Origin of the sequence: Enterococcus sp. LJL51, from assembly GCF_049894025.1 — a bacterium.
GTDB lineage: Bacteria > Bacillota > Bacilli > Lactobacillales > Enterococcaceae > Enterococcus_L.
In genome coordinates, this window is the sequence record NZ_JBNEQE010000024.1 from 1 (window position 1) to 19,722 (window position 19,722).

Annotated in this window: 18 protein-coding genes; 14 read left to right on the forward strand and 4 right to left on the reverse strand. The window is 40.8% G+C overall.

Annotation, left to right across the window (positions count from 1 at the left end):
• Nucleotides 1–138: 138 nt before the first annotated feature.
• A complete protein-coding gene (locus ACPWSO_RS16425) occupies nt 139–522 on the reverse strand; it encodes a hypothetical protein (protein ID WP_426084673.1) in 384 nt (127 codons plus the stop codon).
• 290 nt (nt 523–812) lie between these two features.
• Here ACPWSO_RS16425 and purC point away from each other — a divergent pair, with 290 nt between their 5' ends.
• The 9 genes from purC to purD are packed head-to-tail and all read left to right on the forward strand — an operon-like array spanning nt 813 to nt 10,606.
• Nucleotides 813–1,526 carry a phosphoribosylaminoimidazolesuccinocarboxamide synthase gene (purC, locus tag ACPWSO_RS16430; protein ID WP_426084674.1) on the forward strand — a complete coding sequence of 238 codons (714 nt, stop codon included), beginning with the start codon at nt 813–815 and terminating at the stop codon, nt 1,524–1,526.
• 22 nt (nt 1,527–1,548) lie between these two features.
• The gene (gene purS, locus ACPWSO_RS16435; protein ID WP_426084675.1) at nt 1,549–1,797 is read left to right on the forward strand and encodes a phosphoribosylformylglycinamidine synthase subunit PurS; all 249 of its coding nucleotides are present in this window, start codon (nt 1,549–1,551) and stop codon (nt 1,795–1,797) included.
• Nucleotides 1,775–2,482, forward strand: a complete 708-nt coding sequence (gene purQ / locus ACPWSO_RS16440; RefSeq protein ID WP_426084676.1) for a phosphoribosylformylglycinamidine synthase subunit PurQ — start codon at nt 1,775–1,777, stop codon at nt 2,480–2,482. Before purS ends, purQ begins: the two co-directional genes overlap by 23 nt.
• A complete protein-coding gene (purL, locus tag ACPWSO_RS16445; protein WP_426084677.1) occupies nt 2,479–4,701 on the forward strand; it encodes a phosphoribosylformylglycinamidine synthase subunit PurL in 2,223 nt (740 codons plus the stop codon). The genes purQ and purL overlap by 4 nt, the downstream gene beginning before the upstream one ends.
• Nucleotides 4,686–6,131, forward strand: coding sequence for an amidophosphoribosyltransferase (gene purF / locus ACPWSO_RS16450; RefSeq protein WP_426084678.1), 1,446 nt, complete (start codon nt 4,686–4,688; stop codon nt 6,129–6,131). Before purL ends, purF begins: the two co-directional genes overlap by 16 nt.
• Nucleotides 6,132–6,150: 19 nt before the next feature.
• A complete protein-coding gene (gene purM, locus ACPWSO_RS16455) occupies nt 6,151–7,197 on the forward strand; it encodes a phosphoribosylformylglycinamidine cyclo-ligase (RefSeq protein ID WP_426084679.1) in 1,047 nt (348 codons plus the stop codon).
• Nucleotides 7,194–7,772: a phosphoribosylglycinamide formyltransferase gene (gene purN, locus ACPWSO_RS16460; RefSeq protein ID WP_426084680.1), complete on the forward strand. Its 579-nt coding sequence runs from the start codon at nt 7,194–7,196 to the stop codon at nt 7,770–7,772. Before purM ends, purN begins: the two co-directional genes overlap by 4 nt.
• Nucleotides 7,772–9,313, forward strand: a complete 1,542-nt coding sequence (gene purH, locus ACPWSO_RS16465; protein WP_426084681.1) for a bifunctional phosphoribosylaminoimidazolecarboxamide formyltransferase/IMP cyclohydrolase — start codon at nt 7,772–7,774, stop codon at nt 9,311–9,313. Before purN ends, purH begins: the two co-directional genes overlap by 1 nt.
• Before the next feature lie 15 nt (nt 9,314–9,328).
• Nucleotides 9,329–10,606 (forward strand): phosphoribosylamine--glycine ligase, encoded by a 1,278-nt coding sequence (purD, locus tag ACPWSO_RS16470; RefSeq protein ID WP_426084682.1) that lies wholly within the window; start codon nt 9,329–9,331, stop codon nt 10,604–10,606.
• Nucleotides 10,607–10,960: 354 nt separating this feature from the next.
• Here purD and ACPWSO_RS16475 read toward each other — a convergent pair whose 3' ends face one another.
• Nucleotides 10,961–11,830, reverse strand: a complete 870-nt coding sequence (locus ACPWSO_RS16475; RefSeq protein WP_426084683.1) for a TIGR03915 family putative DNA repair protein — start codon at nt 11,828–11,830, stop codon at nt 10,961–10,963.
• Nucleotides 11,820–13,133 carry a putative DNA modification/repair radical SAM protein gene (locus ACPWSO_RS16480; protein ID WP_426084684.1) on the reverse strand — a complete coding sequence of 438 codons (1,314 nt, stop codon included), beginning with the start codon at nt 13,131–13,133 and terminating at the stop codon, nt 11,820–11,822. The genes ACPWSO_RS16475 and ACPWSO_RS16480 overlap by 11 nt, the downstream gene beginning before the upstream one ends.
• Nucleotides 13,134–13,285: 152 nt before the next feature.
• Between ACPWSO_RS16480 and ACPWSO_RS16485 the strand changes: the two genes are divergently transcribed.
• Both ACPWSO_RS16485 and ACPWSO_RS16490 read left to right on the forward strand, forming a co-directional pair.
• The gene (locus ACPWSO_RS16485) at nt 13,286–13,882 is read left to right on the forward strand and encodes an alpha/beta hydrolase (RefSeq protein ID WP_426084685.1); all 597 of its coding nucleotides are present in this window, start codon (nt 13,286–13,288) and stop codon (nt 13,880–13,882) included.
• A gap of 79 nt (nt 13,883–13,961) precedes the next feature.
• Nucleotides 13,962–14,216, forward strand: coding sequence for a CsbD family protein (locus tag ACPWSO_RS16490; protein ID WP_426084686.1), 255 nt, complete (start codon nt 13,962–13,964; stop codon nt 14,214–14,216).
• A gap of 509 nt (nt 14,217–14,725) precedes the next feature.
• Here ACPWSO_RS16490 and spxB read toward each other — a convergent pair.
• Nucleotides 14,726–16,450 carry a pyruvate oxidase gene (spxB, locus tag ACPWSO_RS16495; protein ID WP_426084687.1) on the reverse strand — a complete coding sequence of 575 codons (1,725 nt, stop codon included), beginning with the start codon at nt 16,448–16,450 and terminating at the stop codon, nt 14,726–14,728.
• A 181-nt stretch (nt 16,451–16,631) separates the two neighbouring features.
• Here spxB and ACPWSO_RS16500 point away from each other — a divergent pair, with 181 nt between their 5' ends.
• The 3 genes from ACPWSO_RS16500 (at nt 16,632) to dapA (ending at nt 19,720) form a co-directional block, all read left to right on the forward strand.
• Nucleotides 16,632–17,450, forward strand: coding sequence for a ZIP family metal transporter (locus tag ACPWSO_RS16500; RefSeq protein ID WP_426084688.1), 819 nt, complete (start codon nt 16,632–16,634; stop codon nt 17,448–17,450).
• Between the two features lie 318 nt (nt 17,451–17,768).
• On the forward strand, nt 17,769–18,821 hold the full coding sequence (locus ACPWSO_RS16505; RefSeq protein ID WP_426084689.1) for an aspartate-semialdehyde dehydrogenase: 1,053 nt from the start codon (nt 17,769–17,771) through the stop codon (nt 18,819–18,821).
• A 26-nt stretch (nt 18,822–18,847) separates the two neighbouring features.
• On the forward strand, nt 18,848–19,720 hold the full coding sequence (gene dapA, locus ACPWSO_RS16510; protein WP_426084690.1) for a 4-hydroxy-tetrahydrodipicolinate synthase: 873 nt from the start codon (nt 18,848–18,850) through the stop codon (nt 19,718–19,720).
• Nucleotides 19,721–19,722: the final 2 nt, after the last annotated feature.

Consider the following 19,722-nt stretch of genomic DNA (forward strand, 5'->3'; position numbering starts at 1 on the left):
TAAAAGCACGCTCCTTTTGATTTGGTTTAGTCACTTTAATCTTACACGGTTGCGTGCTTTTTGTGTACCCTAAAATCAAAAAAGTAGGACAATAATCAGATTTTCTTCTGACTATTGTCCCACTCCCTGTTTTTAATTTTAGATTAAAGCTTCCTGATACTCAAACGGACGAACAGGTACTGCCTGCAGCTGTTCAAGTAATCGTTCAACAATAACATAGCCACATTCATGATTACCAACGGATACTTCAATACGGTAAGCATTTTTAAAGAAATGCTGTTCATGTATTTGATGAATCTTTAATTCGACATGTTGATCGTTTTCGTAGCTGAAAGAACGTTTCCTTCTTTCTGAATATTTCTTTACACCGCGCTTAATATTCTTAAAGGTGTAGTAGGCGGTGTCTTGATTCATATCGTGTACCGCTTTTAGAGCCAGCAGATCATTGTATAAGCGTGTTTTTTCATTCTTGGCAAGAAATGCTAAAAAGTCTTCAGCAATTGCTGTATAGTCGTCTTGCATAGTTAGTCCTCCCTACAATCAAAAAAACTTTATCGATCATATTTACTGTAATGATTAACTAAAGAATACCACTGAACTATAGAAATGTAAATGCTTACCCTGACAACCAAAAGAAACTTAAGGAATCTTAAAAAGATAAATCGTGAAAAACACGAACGATAACCTTTGTTTTTGGTTAAAACATTCATATTTTGTTGACGATGGAAATTACCCTTGTTAAAATGTAAACAAGTAGGAAACGAACGATTTTTAAAGATAAAACTATTATCATTTGGAAAGGAAGTATTCTTTTGTTAGAAAAGAAAGATTTACTTTACGAGGGCAAAGCGAAAAAACTGTTTGCTACAAACCAGCCTAATCAGTTATGGGTAGAGTACCTCGATCAGGCAACAGCTTTAAATGGCGTAAGGAAAGACGAAGTACTTGGGAAAGCTGAATTAAATAATCAAATTACAGCAAAGATTTTTGAAGAGTTAGCAGAAAAAGGAATCGCTAGTCATTTTATTAAACAGCTGTCAGCCAGAGAGCAGCTCGTTGAAAAAGTTGAGATTATTCCACTGGAGGTTGTTTTTCGAAACTATGCAGCCGGCAGCTTTTCAAAGCGCTTGGCTATCCCGGAAGGTACAAAGCTAAGTTTTCCAGTTTTGGAATTTTACTATAAGAATGATGCACTGGATGATCCAATGATTAATCAAGATCACATAAAGGAGTTAAAAATTGCTGACGAACATGAAGTTATAGAAATTATGAATGCTGCCCGTCAGGTTAATTTGGCTTTAATCGAGCTATTCGATAGGTTGAATATTCGATTAGTTGATTTCAAATTAGAATTTGGTCGCAGAACTGACGGAACGGTTTTACTAGCCGATGAGATTTCGCCAGATACGTGTCGGTTATGGGATAAGGAAACAAATGAGCATTTAGATAAGGATGTTTATCGTCGTGACTTAGGAGATATCGTTCCAGTTTATCAAGAAGTATTTTCAAGACTAAACACTAACTAATCATATAGAAGGAGTTCATCACATGTATTTTGTAAAAGTTTATGTAACGTATAAGGAATCTGTTTTAGATCCTCAAGGAGAAGCTGTAAAGGGAGCAATTCACCGTCTTGGCTATGAAGCAATTGAGGAAGTTCGAATTGGTAAGTACTTTGAAATCAAAGTAGCAAAATCAGATCAGCCGGTAGAAGAAGCCATCGAAAAGATTTGTGATAGTCTTTTAGCAAACGTTAATATGGAAACCTATCGCTATGAAATCACGGAGGAAGCGTAGCATGAAATTTGCAGTGATTGTATTTCCCGGTTCAAACTGCGATATGGATATGCTTTGGGCAGTGCAGAATATTTTGGGAGCAGAAGCTGAGTATGTGCGCCATGATGCAGAAAGCTTAGAGGGCTTTGACGGCGTTCTTTTACCAGGCGGATTTTCTTATGGGGACTATTTACGTTGTGGAGCAATCGCCCGTTTTTCAAAAATTATTGAAGAGGTTATTCGCTTTGCAGAAGAGGGCAAGCCGGTATTTGGCACCTGTAATGGGTTCCAAATATTGACAGAAGCTGGACTTTTGCCTGGAGCATTGCTTCGTAATCAGTCCCTTCATTTTGTCTGCAAAACAGTTGGTTTAAAAGTTGAAAATGCAAAAACCGCATTCACCAGCGAGTATGAACAGGATGAAATTATTCAGATTCCTGTTGCACATGGAGAAGGAAATTATTATTGTGATGAGGAAACGTTGCAGAAGTTGAAAGACAATAATCAAATCGTTTTTACTTATGCGGATGAAAATCCTAATGGCAGTGTGGAAAATATAGCTGGAATTATCAATGAAAAAGGAAATGTCCTAGGCATGATGCCTCATCCGGAAAGAGCAGTAGAAAGCTTGTTGGGCTCAGATGACGGACTGAAATTCTTTCAATCAATCATTAACAACTACGGAAAGGTAAGGAATAAAGCATGATGAAGATAAGCGAACCAACAGCTCAGGAAATCAAAGATCAGAAAATCTATGCAGGATGGGGACTGACTGATGAAGAATATCGGATGATTGAAGAAGATATTTTAGGAAGAATGCCAAATTATACTGAAACGGGATTGTTTTCAGTTATGTGGAGCGAGCATTGCTCGTATAAAAATTCAAAGCCTGTACTGAGAAAATTTCCGACTTCTGGACCACAGGTGCTTCAAGGACCTGGAGAAGGAGCCGGAATCGTAGATATTGGTGATGGTCAAGCAGTTGTGTTTAAAGCAGAAAGCCATAATCACCCATCAGCTGTGGAACCTTATGAAGGGGCGGCAACTGGTGTAGGTGGAATTATCCGTGATATTTTCAGTATGGGCGCGCGGCCGATTGCGATTTTAGATTCTCTTCGCTTTGGCGAATTGGATAATCAGCGGACAAAGTATCTTCTTGAAGAGGTAGTAGCTGGAATTAGCGGTTACGGCAACTGTATTGGCATTCCTACAGTAGGAGGAGAAGTTGCATTTGACCCTTGCTACGAAGGAAATCCTCTGGTCAATGCCATGTGTGTTGGATTAATTAATCATCAGGATATTCAAAAAGGGCAGGCCAAAGGTGTCGGTAATTCAATTATGTATGTTGGAGCGAAAACAGGACGTGATGGTATTCATGGAGCGACTTTCGCCTCAGAGGAGTTTGTTGAAGGAGAAGAACAGCAGCGTTCTGCTGTTCAGGTTGGCGATCCGTTTATGGAGAAGCTTTTGTTGGAAGCTTGTTTGGAATTGATTTTAGATCATTCAGATATTTTAGTCGGTATTCAAGACATGGGAGCAGCCGGGCTGGTTTCATCAAGCTCAGAAATGGCTTCAAAAGCTGGTTCTGGTTTGAAGCTCTATTTAGATGATGTTCCTCAGCGTGAAACTGAAATGAGTCCTTATGAAATGATGCTGTCGGAGTCACAGGAGCGGATGTTAATCTGTGTTGAACAGGGACATGAATCAGAAGTAGTGGAACTGTTTAAAAAATATGATTTGGATGCCGTAACAATTGGGGAAGTAACAGATGATGGTTTGTACCGCTTGTACCATAAAGGTACAGAAGTAGCGAATTTACCTGTAGATGCATTGGCTGAGGATGCGCCGGTTTATCAAAAGGAAAAACAAGAGCCTGCAAGAATTAAAGAGTTTTCAGCAATGCCTGATTTTCAGCCAACCATTGAGGATGCTGGGAAAACATTGCTGAATCTATTACAGCAGCCGACAATCGCGTCGAAAAAAATGATTTACCAAACCTATGACTCTCAGGTACGGACAAATACAGTTGTTCAACCAGGAAGCGATGCAGCTGTTTTGCGTGTGAGAGGAACAAATAAAGCTCTTGCGATGACAACGGACTGTAATGCCCGGTATCTGTATTTGAATCCGGAAGTAGGCGGTCAGATTGCTGTAGCAGAAGCGGCTAGAAACATTGTTTGTTCTGGTGGTCAGCCATTGGCAATCACCGACTGTCTGAACTACGGTTCACCTGACAAGCCAGAAGGGTTCTGGGAGCTGTGGACATCAGCAGATGGGATTGCTGCAGCTTGTGAAATGCTGGATACACCCGTTATTTCAGGAAATGTCTCTCTCTATAATGAAACAGACGGGAAAGCCATTTATCCAACACCAATGATTGGTATGGTGGGATTAATCGATGATTTGGCGCACGTTACTACACAGGAGTTCAAAAAAGCAGATGATTTAATTTACGTAGTTGGAGAAACGCAAGCCGACTTTAACGGTTCAGAGCTGCAGAAAATGACGCTTGGTCGAATTGAAGGGAAATTGATGGCTTTTGATTTGGCTCAGGAAAAGGCGAATCAACAGATTGTTCTGGAAGCAATTCGAAAAGGGCTGGTTGCAAGTGCCCATGACTGCTCAGAAGGCGGTTTAGGTGTTGCGCTAGCGGAAGCCTGCTTTAAAAACGGGTTAGGTATAGACGTATCGGTTGCAACAGCGCTACCGTTATTATTTGCTGAAACACAATCACGCTTTGTTCTATCTGTTACCCCTGAGAATCAGTCAGCGTTTGAGGCGCTGGCAGCTGATCAAGCAGCTTGTATCGGCAAGGTGACAGCAGACAACACAATCAGCATTAATGCTCAGGATGGGAAGGTAGAAGTTAAAACGACTGCTGCCAGAGAACTATGGGAGGAAGCTATTCCATGTCTTATGAAGTAAAAAGCTTAAATGAAGAGTGTGGAGTATTCGGGGTCTGGGGTCATCCAGATGCATCCCGGGTTACTTATTTCGGTCTGCATAGTTTACAGCATAGAGGTCAGGAAGGGGCAGGAATTGTTTCAAATAATCAAGGGAAGCTTGATGGACATAGAGATCTTGGGCTTCTTTCAGAAGTGTTTAAAGAGGAACGTAACCTTGAAGCATTAAAAGGACAAGCAGCTATTGGGCATGTGCGTTATGCTACAGCTGGAAATGGCAGTGTGGATAATATTCAGCCATTTTTATTCAAATTCTATGACGGTTCCTTTGCTCTTGCTCACAATGGAAACTTGACGAATGCAAGAAGCCTGCGGACAACGCTTGAAAAAGACGGCGCAATTTTTCATTCGAATTCAGATACAGAAATTTTGATGCATTTGATTCGACGTAGTAAACAGCCGACATTTATTGATCAGCTGAAAGAAAGTCTGAGACAGGTGAAAGGCGGATTTGCTTATCTGTTGTTGACGGAGAACGCAATGATTGCTGCTTTGGACCCGAATGCGTTCAGACCCCTGGCAATTGGTCAGATGAAAAATGGTGCATATGTGGTAGCGAGTGAAACCTGTGCGCTTGAAGTGAGTGGTGCTGCCTTTGTCCGGGATGTAGAACCAGGCGAGGTCATTATTATCGATGATACTGGCTACCGAGTAGAAAAATACACTGAGGACACGCAGCATGCGATTTGTTCAATGGAGTTTATCTATTTCGCTCGGCCGGATTCTAATATTGCTGGGGTCAATGTTCATACCGCCCGCAAAAATATGGGGAAACTTCTAGCGCAAGAAGCACCGATAGAAGCCGATATGGTTGTTGGTGTACCAAATTCTTCTCTTTCGGCAGCCAGCGGTTATGCAGAAGCCAGCGGTATTCCTTATGAAATGGGATTAGTAAAAAATCAATATATCGCCAGAACATTTATCCAGCCAACACAGGAATTAAGAGAGCAGGGCGTACGTATGAAGCTTTCGGCGGTCAGAGGGGTCGTTGAAGGAAAACGGGTAATTATGGTAGATGATTCTATTGTACGGGGAACAACCAGCAGAAGAATTGTTCAGCTGTTAAAAGAAGCAGGTGCGAAAGAAGTTCATGTAAGAATTGCATCACCACCTCTTAAGTATCCTTGTTTTTATGGGATTGATATTCAAACCCGAAAAGAACTGATTGCTGCCAATCATTCCGTGGATGAAATTAGGGAAGTCATTACAGCAGATTCACTAAGCTTTTTAAGTGAAGAAGGATTGATTCAGGCGATCGGTTTAAACTATGATGCTCCTTATTCAGGATTATGTATGGCTTATTTTAACGGAGATTACCCAACACCTTTATATGACTATGAAGCAACTTATACAGCTTCATTAGAGCAGTCAAAAGACAAGAAAGTGAACTGAGAATTTTAGGAGGACAGACATGGCGAACGCATATGCAAAAGCCGGGGTAGACGTAGAAGCCGGTTATGAAGTAGTAGAAAGGATTAAGAAGCACGTAAAGCGGACAGAGCGTGCCGGAGTGATGGGTGCGTTAGGTGGTTTTGGCGGATGCTTTGACCTAAGTAAGGTGGATGTGAAGGAGCCGGTACTGATTTCGGGAACAGACGGAGTAGGAACAAAGTTGATGTTGGCAATTCAGGCAGATAAGCATGATACGATTGGCGTTGATTGTGTGGCTATGTGTGTGAATGATATCGTTGCTCAGGGGGCTGAGCCGCTTTATTTTCTTGATTATATTGCAACTGGAAAGAATATACCAGAACGTTTAGAAGCTGTTGTAGCAGGCGTAGCAGAAGGCTGTGTTCAGGCAGGAGCCGCTCTAATTGGGGGAGAAACGGCAGAAATGCCGGGAATGTATGGAAATGATGATTATGATTTAGCCGGATTTACTGTTGGCGTTGCTGAAAAGAGTCAGTTGATTACTGGAGAGAAAGTCTCTGAAGGAGACCTGCTGATAGGCTTGCCATCCAGCGGTATTCATTCTAATGGCTACTCCCTTGTCCGCAAAGTGTTTTTTGAAATGAACGATTTTCAGCTGACGGATCAGCTTCCTGAGCTGGCAGGAAAAACCTTGACAGAAGAATTATTGGAGCCAACAAAAATATATGTGAGGAGCATTTTACCACTGGTGAAAAAGCAGTTGGTTAATGGTATTGCTCATATCACTGGCGGTGGGTTTGTTGAAAACATTCCTCGTATGCTGCCGGAAAAATTAACGGCTGTGGTTGAATTAGGCAGCTGGCCGGTGCTACCGATTTTTTCAGCATTAGAGCATTACGGAAAGATCCCTTCTCCTGAAATGTATGAGATATTCAATATGGGGATTGGGATGGTCTTAGCTGTTTCACCGCAGCATGTGGGTGAAGTACAGAAGCTTCTTGAAGAACTGGGGGAGCCTAGTTATCTGATTGGCCGGGTTGCTGCACAAAATGAAACGCCGATTGTATTCACCGAGGTGGAAAAATGAGAATTGCAGTGTTTGCTTCCGGAAACGGTAGTAATTTTCAGGTTATTGCAGAGGCAGTAAAGGCAGGCAAAATTGATGGCGAGATTGTTTTGCTGTTCAGTGACAATAAGCAGGCAAAGGTATTAGAGCGTGCTGAGCAGCTAGGTATTCCTCATGTTTCTTTTTCACCAAAAGATTTTTCTGAAAAGAGCATCTATGAAGGAGAAATCCTTCATCTTTTGGAAGAAAAGAAAGTAAATTTTATTGTGTTGGCAGGTTATATGAGACTGATTGGGCCAGCTTTACTGGAAGCTTTTCCTGAGAAAATCATTAATATCCATCCTTCGCTGCTGCCGCAGTTTCCGGGACTACATGGTATTAGAGATGCTTATGAAGCAAGAGTAAAGGAAACTGGCGTAACCGTCCACTATGTAGATAAAGGCGTTGATACAGGTCCTATCATTGCACAGGAACGGGTTATAATAACCGAAGATGATACAATGAGCAGTCTAGAGGATAAAATCCATCAAGTAGAACATAGACTGTATCCAGAAGTTCTGAAAAAAATAATCGAAAATAGGGAGCGACGGGCTTAATGACAAAAAAAAGAGCATTAATCAGTGTTTCAGACAAAACAGGTGTTGCTGATTTTGCGCGCAGACTGACAGAATTTGGGATTGAAATCATTTCAACTGGTGGAACAAAAGCCATGCTGGAGCAAGAAGGAATTCCAACAATTGGCATAGAAGAAGTCACGGAGTTTCCGGAGATGATGGATGGCAGAGTAAAGACACTACATCCAAAAATTCACGGCGGCTTGTTAGGCCGTCGGGATTTATCTGATCATTTATCTGCTATGACAGAGCACGGAATTCATCCGATTGATATTGTCTGTGTCAATCTATATCCTTTTAAAGAAACAATAATGAAGCCGGATGTTGCCTCTGCGGATGCGATAGAAAATATTGATATCGGTGGACCAAGTATGCTGAGAAGCGGTGCTAAAAATCATCAGTTTGTAACCGTTGTAGTAGATCCGACAGACTACCCACTTGTTCTTGAAGAGCTTGCTGAAAATGATGAAACAAGCTTTGCCACTCGGCAAAAGCTGGCAGCAAAGGTTTTCCGTCATACTGCGGCATACGATGCGTTAATTGCTGGATATTTAACTGAGCTTGTTGATGAAGAAAATCCGGAATCCCTAACGCTGACTTATGATTTAAAACAGACGCTGCGTTATGGCGAGAACAGCCATCAGCAGGCAGCCTTCTATGAAGATGCCCTGCCGGTTCCTTTTTCAATTGCTAGTGCAAAGCAGCTTCATGGGAAAGAATTATCCTATAACAATATCAAGGATGGAGATGCAGCGATTCGGATTGCGAGAGAATTTAATCAGCCCGCTGTCGTAGCAGTTAAGCATATGAACCCATGCGGTATTGGGATTGGAGAAGATATTTTAACAGCCTATGAACAAGCATATGAAGCAGATCCTGTATCGATTTTTGGTGGAATTATTGTATTGAATCGTGAGGTTAGTCTATCTGTGGCAGAGAAGATGCACCAGCTGTTCTTAGAAATTATCATTGCTCCTAGCTTTACAGAAGAAGCATTTGAGCTACTGTCCGGTAAAAAAAATATACGTTTAATGACATTAGATTTTTCCCATAAAGATGAAGCGGATGATGATGAAAAGGTATCTGTTTTAGGTGGTTTACTTGTTCAAAATCAAGACGTAGTCAAAGAAGAAGTCAAGGATTGGAAGGTTGTGACCAAACGTCAGCCGACTGAAGAGGAAATGCAGGCACTGGCTTTTGCATGGAAAGCAGTGAAGCATGTCAAAAGCAATGCTATTGTTATCGCTAATGATCATCAAACAGTTGGTATTGGCGCTGGTCAGATGAACCGGGTCGGTTCTGTTCAAATTGCGGTCAAACAGGCTGGTGAAAAGATTAAGGGCGCTGTTCTGGCTAGTGACGCTTATTTCCCAATGGGGGATAGCGTAGAGTACGCTGGGGAGTGCGGCATCAAAGCGATTATTCAGCCTGGCGGTAGTATAAGAGACCAGGAATCAATTGATATGGCGGATAAATACGGCATTGCGATGGTATTTACAGATATCAGACACTTTAGACACTGATGATGGAGGAAAATGATGGGATTAACAATTTTAGTAATCGGCAGTGGTGGAAGAGAACACGTCATTGCGCAAAAATTCATTAAGAGTCCGCTGGTTCAGGAGGTCTATTGTGCTAAAGGAAATCCGGGAATGATTCGCGACGGCATTCAGCTTGTGGATATTGCAGAAGACAATCATAAGGAGCTAATTGCTTTTGCAGAGCAAAATAAGGTTGACTGGACATTCGTTGGACCAGAAGTGCCTTTATTGAATGGAATTGTTGATGATTTCAAAAAAGCCGGCTTAAAAATTTTCGGTCCAGAAAAAGCTGCAGCAATGATTGAAGGCTCAAAAGACTTTGCCAAAGAATTAATGAATAAATATCATATACCCACAGCAATGCACCGCACCTTCCATGAATTAGAGCCTGCGAAGGAATACGTTCGGATGAAAGGCGCTCCAATCGTTATTAAGGCAGATGGATTAGCAGCGGGTAAAGGAGTAGTTGTTGCTGAAAGTGTTGAAGAGGCTATTTCAGCTTTGGAAGATATGCTGGAAGGTAACCGCTTTGGTGCAAGCGGAGCAAAAGTAGTTGTAGAAGACTTTTTGGCGGGAGAAGAATTTTCGTTATTGGCGTTTGTCAGAGATCAGGAAATTTATCCTATGACCATAGCGCAGGATCATAAGCGGGCCTATGAAAATGATGAAGGACCCAATACCGGAGGAATGGGTGCTTATAGTCCGGTGCCTCAAATACCTCAAGAGCTGGTGGATGAAGCGATTGCCAAGGTTTTACGACCCGCAGCCGAAGGTCTGATTAAGGAAGGCTGCCCATTTACAGGTATTCTGTATGCTGGTCTAATTGCTACAGAAGAGGGTGCCAAGGTGATTGAGTTCAATGCTCGATTTGGTGATCCGGAAACACAGGTTGTGCTGCAAAGATTAGAAACAGATTTGGCGGGAATTATTGATGATCTTCTTAATGAACGGATACCAGCTATTCAATGGAAGCAGGATGGTTTTAGTTTAGGAGTTGTAGTAGCTGCGAATGGCTATCCGGAAGAATACATCTCAGGTTCAGTCCTGCCGGCATTTTCTAGCGACTGTGAGCAGCGTGTTTACTATGCAGGTGTATCAGAAAAGGATGGCAAACTGCTTTCAAGCGGTGGTCGAATTTATCTTGTGGAAGCAGAAGGAAATACCTTGGAAGAAGCACAGCAAAATGTTTATCAGCTCTTGGACTCCGTTGATACAACTGGAACCTTCTATCGTAAAGATATAGGTGCAAAAGCAATGAAATCAGCAAAGCTTTGATTTAATCTATAAAGAAAGAGATAGTCAATCCATAATTGGAGGCGGCTATCTCTTTTTGTTAACATTAAAGGGAATGAAAATTCTGGCAGTTGAAAACTCAATAATGTCAAAGGCTGCTGAAGGAGGTATCTAGAAAATGTCTAGCTTTAAAAGCTAGCTATCTCCACTAATAAATCGGATCAGAAGCTGAGCTAAAAGTATTTTTCTTCAAGAAACAAGGCATATTACAAGAAAATAGCTACGCCTATTTATCGCACGACTTGTTTTCGAAGAATCGGCTTTGGGCTTTCGTCTATTCAGATTCAGATATGCTGAGTTTGGGAATTTATTATTGTCCCAGCTTCTTTCTAATAGTCAGCCAGATTCTCTTTGAAAGGGTAGCACATTGTTTTTTGAGGGTGAGCTTTCTTTTGTTTTTTTCATACTGGTGAGTTTCTGCGAAGTTTGCGCAGTAGTCGACAGTTTGTCTGAATGTCGAAAATCAACCATTTTATCGCGAAAGCGCAGGGGAAGGTGATTCATTTGGCATTTTTTATTCGCTCGTTCCTGAATAGTTACTGCCTGTAGAAACGACTGCCATTGATGCTGAATCAGCTCTTCTTCCTCACGGGTATTGCTTAAATTAGGGTTGTCTGTATTTTCGATAAAAGAGATACGCCCTTGCTCAATCAATGCCAATAGCCGATGGGTTGTATCATAAATAACAATCGTCTCTAATGGATAACGTTCAGCAAAATGAGGGCAAATATAAGGGAGAGAAAAATGCTTTGGCGTTATTTCACTGAATAATATCTTTCCTGCGTATTCAAATCGGACAAAGCCGGTGTATAGATGTGCTTCTCCGAGCATTGCTTTGATACCTCGCTGTACAGCCAAAATGGACGGATGACCAATATGATTCGTTAATGAATCCTTTGTACGTAAAGCAACTTCTAAGGTCTCAAGCAGCTGCAGCTCCTTATTTTCTACAGTAGCGTTAAATCCATCTTGAAAAAATTGAAAATTTTCGGCAGTTAAAAGCTGTCTTAGCCTACGATGGATTTTCTCAGCCTGCGGTTCATTTGTTTCAATCCATTCACTAAAAAAAAGACTAAGTGCAGAAGTTTCTGGTGTGCAGATGCTCCCAGGAAATTTTTTTAGCCGAAACGCTTTGTCGACAATTGTTAAGAAACCATAAAAACTATTGTCATATTCCCAAACCTCTGCTGTACGGTCAATATGCATGGCGAAGCTCCTTTTCTTTTGTATGCTCAAACCGTTCCACATCAAATAAGGACAGCTGCTCTTGATTGCTTTGACTATTGGCCTTTTTCAAGGCTTTATATTGTCTTGAAGACACAAGAGAGGCAATAATCCATTCAGGCTCTTTAATGAGTCCTTCAATAGTGGCACCGTCACAGCTAACAAAATATTGCGCTCTTTTTACGACAACACCTAGTCTTTTCAAATCCGACAGATGCAGCCGGTAATATTTTCGAGCCTTAACAATATTTTGAGCGCTCTTTGGACCGATGCCGGGAATTCTAAGCAGCTTTTCATAGCTGGCTGACTGAACATCAATAGGAAAACGTTCATAGTTTTGCACTGCCCAGTTTGCTTTAGGGTCTAAATATAAATTGAAATTTGGTTTTTCCGCAGTCAGAATTTCATCTGCCTGAAAACGATAAAACCGCATCAGCCAATCCGCCTGATATAGCCGATGTTCTCTAAGCAGCGGCGGATCAGTCGTTACAGCCGGCAGCAGAGAACTTTGATTGACAGGAATATATGCAGAATAATAGACACGCTTCAATTCGTATTTGTTATAAAGTGTTTCAGCTATATTTATGATAGCATGATCACTCTCTGGCGAAGCACCAATAATCATCTGCGTAGATTGTCCACCAGGTACAAAACTAGGTCCTCTTCTGACAGCCGGCAAGTTGGATAATTCTTTTTTCTTTGTAGTAATCTGCTTCATTGGTTTATATAAGGCCAGCGGATCTTTATCTGGTGCAAGCAGCTTTAGACTTTCACGTGAAGGGAGTTCTACATTTACGCTCATCCGATCTGCCAAATAACCTAATTCTTCAATCAAACGCTCATCAGCACCTGGAATTGCCTTAACATGAATATACCCCTTGAATCCTTTTTCGTAACGAAGAATTTTTAATGTTTTTATTAGTAATTCACAGGTATAATCAACATTTTTTATGATGGCCGAGCTTAAAAATAATCCTTCAATATAATTCCGCATGTAAAAGTCCATCGTTAAATCAGCCACTTCTTGAGGTGTGAAGGTGGCTCGCGGAATTTGGTTGGATTTCCTGTTTATACAATAATGACAATCAAAAATACAGGCGTTGGTAAACAACAGCTTTAATAAGGAGACACAACGGCCGTCACTTGTAAAAGAATGACAGATTCCTGCAGCAGCAGTACTTCCCACTGTTCCTGTTCGTGTATTTTCAGTGACGCCGCTGCTGGCACAGGAAACGTCATATTTAGCAGACTCTGCTAATATTTCTATTTTTCTGGTGAGATCCATAATAATGCCTCCTTATCGAACGTATGTTCTTATTTTAACAAGAAATCATTTGTGTGTCAAAGTAGAATTGAAAATCAATCATTTGTATCATTTTATAATTAATGATAAGCTTATTTTACTTATAAAAAGTAAGTATTTAAGGAGGTACAAAAATGAATTATTTGTTTGAAAAAGGTACTGGGAAGAATTTTCTACTGCTTCATGGAACTGGAGGAGATGAATATTCCCTTGTAGATATCGCGCGATATCTTGACCCGCAAAGCACTATTCTCTCTTTACGAGGTAGAGTTCAAGAAGAAGGAATGAACCGGTTTTTCAAAAGAAATGGACTTAATCAGTTTGATATCAACAGCTTAGAGGAAGAAAGCGATTATCTATTAAAGAAAATTGAAGAGATTAGTAAAGAGAACGGTATTGTATTAAGTGATTGGATTATCATTGGTTATTCGAACGGTGCCAACATCGCGGGTCATTTGCTGCTTGAAAGAAACAGTCAATTAAGACAAGCAATCCTGCTCCATCCAATGTCGTTAGGAGTTGACACTCAAAACGGACAGCTGAGCAACACAGCAGTTTTCCTTTCACACGGCAGTCATGATCCAATTGTTTCTTCGGAAGCCTTTCAGCGCCTGTCCAAGCAATTGGAGCGTAGAGGTGCAGCCGTCACTGTTGAGAATACCGAGGCAGGACATCAGGTAACGATGGAAGAAATCAATCAAGTGAAAAAATGGCTGGAAAAAAATAATTGAGCGAATCATTTGTAGGAAGTTTGTAGCGGTGTTATGCTAATTATTGTAAGAACGAAACTATCTTTTAGGAGGGTTTACTATGGCAGATTTAAATGGACGCGTAAATGATGCTAAAGATAAGGTGGAAGGCAAAACAAAAGAAACAGTAGGTAAAGTGACTGATGATAAAGGAAAAGAAGCAGAAGGTAAGCTTCAATCTGGTTTTGCAGACGCGAAGACCAAAGCACGTGATGCTGGTGATGATATTAAAGAAGGCGCAGAAAAATTTGGTGATAAAATCAAAGAAGGCTTCGAAGATATCAAAGAGAAATTTCACAAACATGATGATAAATAACCTATAACTGTTATTTTTAAAACATCATTTACTTGGTTTTAAAGGGGTGAGGCATAGTATTGTCCCGCCCCTTTTTTGTATGCTGGAGAAGAGCTTAAAAAGCTGTCTCTAAGCTAAATAAAAAATAAGATAGCCCGTATATACTTACAATAAAGATAACTTCCTTGCTTTTTTCAAAGATGAATTCTCAAGCAGGGTACGAAAACCGTCAATTCACAGACGATATTTCATCATAAAGAGACATGACGCTATTACCATTTGTTTTAGTTTTATGATAAGAGGTTCTGATACTTGGCCGGTGATAATACTCTGCCAAACAATACCCAAATGCCAGCCATTCAAGTACTTCTTTTTTTAGAATAAGTAATTTTTAAGACAATTAAGGAAAAGAAGTAACTATGTCTTGTTTGAAAGAAATGCATATTTTCTGGAAGAATAAAAAAATTATTAATAAAATAAAAAATGTACAACCTTAGTCAAGTTGATAAGGTCATACACTTTTCAGATTATTATTTAAGCAATTCTTTTAAAACAGGCATATCATGGACTCCATATTTTTCTTTGAATGTACGGATGTCTTCCGCAGAAAAGGTCTCTGGATCAAGAACAAGCTCTTCAACTGGCAGAGGTCGTTCGTTACGGATTTTCACATCGATTACGACAGGACGGTCACTTGCTTTTGCGGCTTCAAATGCAGGCTCTAACTGATCGTAATGAGTGATTGTGAAACCTTTTGCGCCAAGTGCTTCACTGGCAGAACCAAAATCAGCACCCTCTAAAAAGACCCCGAATTTCTTTTGTTCAGTATCTTCTTGCTCTGCTTCAATAAATCCAAAAGAATCATTTGAAAAGACTATGTTAATAATCGGCAGTTTATATTTCACCTGAGTGATAATATCCTGCATCACCATGGCAAAGCCTCCATCTCCGCTTAAGGTAAAAACTTGTCTGTCAGGGTAGCTGAGCTGAGCGGCGATTCCTCCGGGAATCCCATTCCCCATCGTTGCAAACCAGCCGGAAGTAGTGAATAGCTGACTGCCGTTCATGTCTAATAGACGAATAGCATGAATCGTAGTATTGCCGACATCCGTAACAAAGACAGCGTTGTCCTCTGCAATACGGCGTATTTCTTTGAAAACAGGTTCTGGTCTTAATGGACTTTCAGAAAAATTATCAAAGCTTCTCAACCATTCTACCCAATTTTGTTTATTTTTCTGATTAGCATCCAACCATTTGTCAGCAGGACGTTTTTCTCCGGCTGCCATTATCATTTTTAAAGCAGTTTTGCCATCACCTAATATCGCAACGTCTGTTTTATGACGTCTGCCAAATTTGGCGGCATCAATATCTACCTGAACAAACATAGCATCTGGATTAAAAAACATAGCGGCAAAAGGAAAATCACTGCCTACAAAAACAATCAAATCAGCGATTGCCAACGCTTCATTTGCTGGCTTAGTTGCTACTCTGGCAGCAAAACCAAGAAAGTTTTCATAAGAATCAGGAACAATTCCCTTTGCCAAAACTGCAGCAGCAACCGGCATTGAAAAATACTCTGAGAAAGCTTTTATTTCTTCCCAGCCGCCTCGTGTTCCCTGACCAATGTACAATATAGGCTGTTTGGCTTGTTTGATTAAAGCTGCTGCTTCATTAATGTCCTTCTCAGCAGGAATCGGCAGCCCGGTACGATGATTCTTTGCAGTTGAAAGATACGTATCAGGTATTTCCTGAAAGCCAAAATCAACTGGAATCGTAACTACAGAGACTCCGTTGAACTGGTATGCTGCTTTGATTGCTTCATCAATAACATGGGGAAGACTTTCCGGAGTCATTACAGTGCGATTGTATACACTAACATCTGCAAACATAGGATTTTCATTTAATTCCTGAAAAGAATTATAATTCATTGCAGTTGAAGCAACCTGTCCTAGCAAAGCCAAAACTGGCACGTGATCCATTTGTGCATCATATAGTCCATTAATTAAGTGAGTGGCACCTGGACCAGCTGAACCGAAAACAGCACCAATCTTTCCAGTCAGCTTTGCATCGGCTGCTGCAGCTAATGCCCCCACTTCTTCATGCCGGACCTGAATGTACTTGATACGTTCTTTCTCTTTGTAGAGAGCATCCATTGTTGAATTGAACGAACCACCGGGAATTCCGTAAATATGATCGATTCCCCAGCTTTCTAAAACCTTCACCATTGCTACGCCGGCATTAATTGTATCTCCCATTGCTACTCACTCCAATTCTTGAAATACTTACACTTAAAGTATACGCTCCTTTAGGGTTCCAACCAAACAATAGCACTTATTTCACTATTTTTAGGTATGCTTAAAAATAAAATAAGCTGGACTGTAAAAAACGGCTGTGATAAAATGAAAGCAAAGATAACGATTGTTTGGAGGGAAGCACATGATTAACTGGTTAGTTGGATTGGAACCGTGGCAGCAAGCCTTAGTTGGAACGGGTTTTACTTATTTTATGACTGCTTTAGGTGCCGGTTTAGTTTTTTTCTTCAAGGATATCAAAAAAGATGTTTTAAATTTGATGCTGGGTTTTGCTTCTGGCGTAATGATTGCAGCCAGCTTTTGGTCATTGTTGGCACCTGCTATTGAACGTGCTGAGGAAAATGGAGATATTGCCTGGCTGGTCGTGAGTGTTGGTTTTGGATTGGGCGGATTGTTTTTATACATAGCAGACAAAACGCTCCCTCACATGCATTTCGGTCCAAATCATGAAAAAGAAGGACTGCCCAGCCATTTAAAGCGGACAATTCTGCTTGTTTTCTCTATTACGCTACACAATATCCCGGAAGGATTGGCTGTGGGAGTGGCATTTGGAGCAGCTGCATCTGCAGACAATCCTGAAACAGCGGTACTTGCAGCTATCTCAGTAGCATTGGGTATTGGTATACAGAACTTTCCGGAAGGAGCGGCTGTTTCAATTCCATTAAGGCAGGAAGGCTTAAGTCGTTCCAAAGCATTCGTTTATGGGCAGGCTTCGGGGATTGTTGAGCCAATAGCCGGAATTATTGGCGCGATTCTGGTTACAAAGATGAGTCTGCTTTTACCTTATGCATTAGCTTTCGCAGCTGGAGCGATGATTTATGTGGTGGTGGAGGAATTGATTCCAGAAGCTCAGCAAACGATTACCAGTAAACGGCATTTCGCTGTTTTTGGGGTAATGCTGGGATTCATCATCATGATGGTACTTGATGTGGCTTTAGGCTAGTCAAAGAAACTGATTGATTGGATTGGTAGAAGCGGTTGTTTCATAAGATAGGTAATTTTGTTATTTATATCTGCTTGATTCAGACAGAGAAACTAAAAATAGAAATGACAAGTAAAGACCTTTAGGAACGGCTTTTCTTTTGCTGTCTTAAAGGTCTATTAATTTTTCAAAGGTCATTTTTATAAAGAACATCTGAAAGCAGGCGAAAACTTAAAAGTTTCTGAGAAATAGATTTACTTCCTATGTAGTAATTCCTCATCCTGTGGTAAAATAAAAAAAGCAACTTTCTTCAAGAAGATGAGAGGAGATTCACTAAGTATGGAAAAATCATATGTTGTTGCAGTGGTAGGTGCAACAGGGGCAGTTGGTACAAAGATGATTGAGATGTTGGAACAAACAAAGTTACCAATTAAAGAGGTTAAGCTTTTAGCTTCAAAACGTTCTGCGGGTAAAGAACTGAAGTATAAGAACCAAACCTTAATTGTTGAAGAACTTGTTCCGGAATCTTTTGAAAATGTTGACATAGCATTATTTAGCGCAGGTGGCGGGATATCTAAGATATATGCACCAGAGGCAGTCAAGCGGGGTGCGGTAGTCATTGATAATACCAGCCATTTCAGGATGGACCCAGAAGTGCCGCTAGTTGTTCCAGAGGTAAACAAGGAAGCGCTGAACAGACACAAAGGTATTATTGCTAATCCCAACTGTTCAACGATTCAAATGATGGTTGCTTTGGAGCCAATCAGAAAACAGGCAGGCTTAGAACGAGTGATTGTTTCTACTTACCAGGCGGTTAGTGGTGCCGGAGTTAATGCAATGGAGGAACTGAAAAAACAGGCTGTTGATTACGTGAACGGTGTTCCCGCTGATCAATTAACTGCTGAAATTCTTCCTTGCGGCGGCGATAAAAAGCATTACCCAATCGCATTCAACGCGTTGCCTCAGATTGATGTTTTTGCTGATGAGGATTACACGTATGAAGAGTGGAAAATGATTAATGAAACGAAGAAAATTATGGAAGATGACTCTTTAAAGGTCAGTGCGACCTGTGTCAGAATTCCAGTTTTATCTGGTCATTCGGAATCAGTCTATATTGAGGTAGAAAAACCGACATCTGTTCAAGCTATTCGGGAATGGCTGGAGCAGGCGCCTGGTGTTGTTGTACAGGATGATCCGGCTCAACAGCTGTATCCGCAAGCTTTGACTAGTATTGATAAGAAAGAAACCTTTGTTGGAAGAATCCGCAGAGATGTAGATATTGCCAATGGCTTTCATTTATGGGTGGTTTCCGATAATTTACTGAAAGGCGCTGCCTGGAATTCAGTTCAGATAGCAGAAACTTTACATGAGATGGATTTAGTTCGGGTATAGATTAAAGAAGGTTTGGAGGGAAAAGTATGAAATTAACAAATGCATCAATTATCACAGCAATGGTCACACCATTCGATTCGGCAGGACAGATTGCCTTTGATCGGCTTCCTGCATTGGTGGAACATTTGCTGGAATCACATACAGAGGGAATAATTCTAGCTGGGACGACAGGTGAGTCGCCAACGTTGACTCACGATGAAGAAATTGAATTGTTCAATGAAGTTATCCGTTTGGTGAATAAGCGTGTACCAATCATATGTGGTGTGGGAACAAACGATACAAGAGACTCTGTTGAGTTCGTTAAAGAAATCGCTCAAATAGAAGGAATCGATGCGGGACTGGCAGTTGTTCCATATTATAACAAACCCAATCAAGAGGGCCTGTACCAGCATTTTAAAGCTATTGCTGAAGCAAGCGACTTACCGATTATTTTGTATAATGTTCCGGGAAGAACAGTCGCAAGCATGGATGTTGAAACAACTATTCGCTTAGCAGAGATTGAAAATATTATCGCAGTAAAAGAATGTGCCGGTTTAGAGGCGCTAACGGAACTGATTGAACAGGCACCAAAAGATTTTCTTGTTTATACAGGTGAAGATTCATTGGCTTTTTCAACAAAAGCGCTTGGCGGGCAAGGAGTTATTTCTGTTGCAAGTCATCTATTTGGCACAGAGATTTATGAAATGTTTCAAGCTTTGGATCAGGGAGAAATTAAACAGGCCGCTGCCATTCAGCGGAAATTGTTGCCGAAAATGAATGCTCTATTTTCTGTGCCTTCCCCTGCACCAGTTAAAATGGTATTGAATCATTTAGGTGTTTCTGTTGGTGATTTACGTTTACCTCTTGTATCATGTACTTCTGAAGAGAAAGAAAAAATATTGCAAATACTTGATAGATAAAT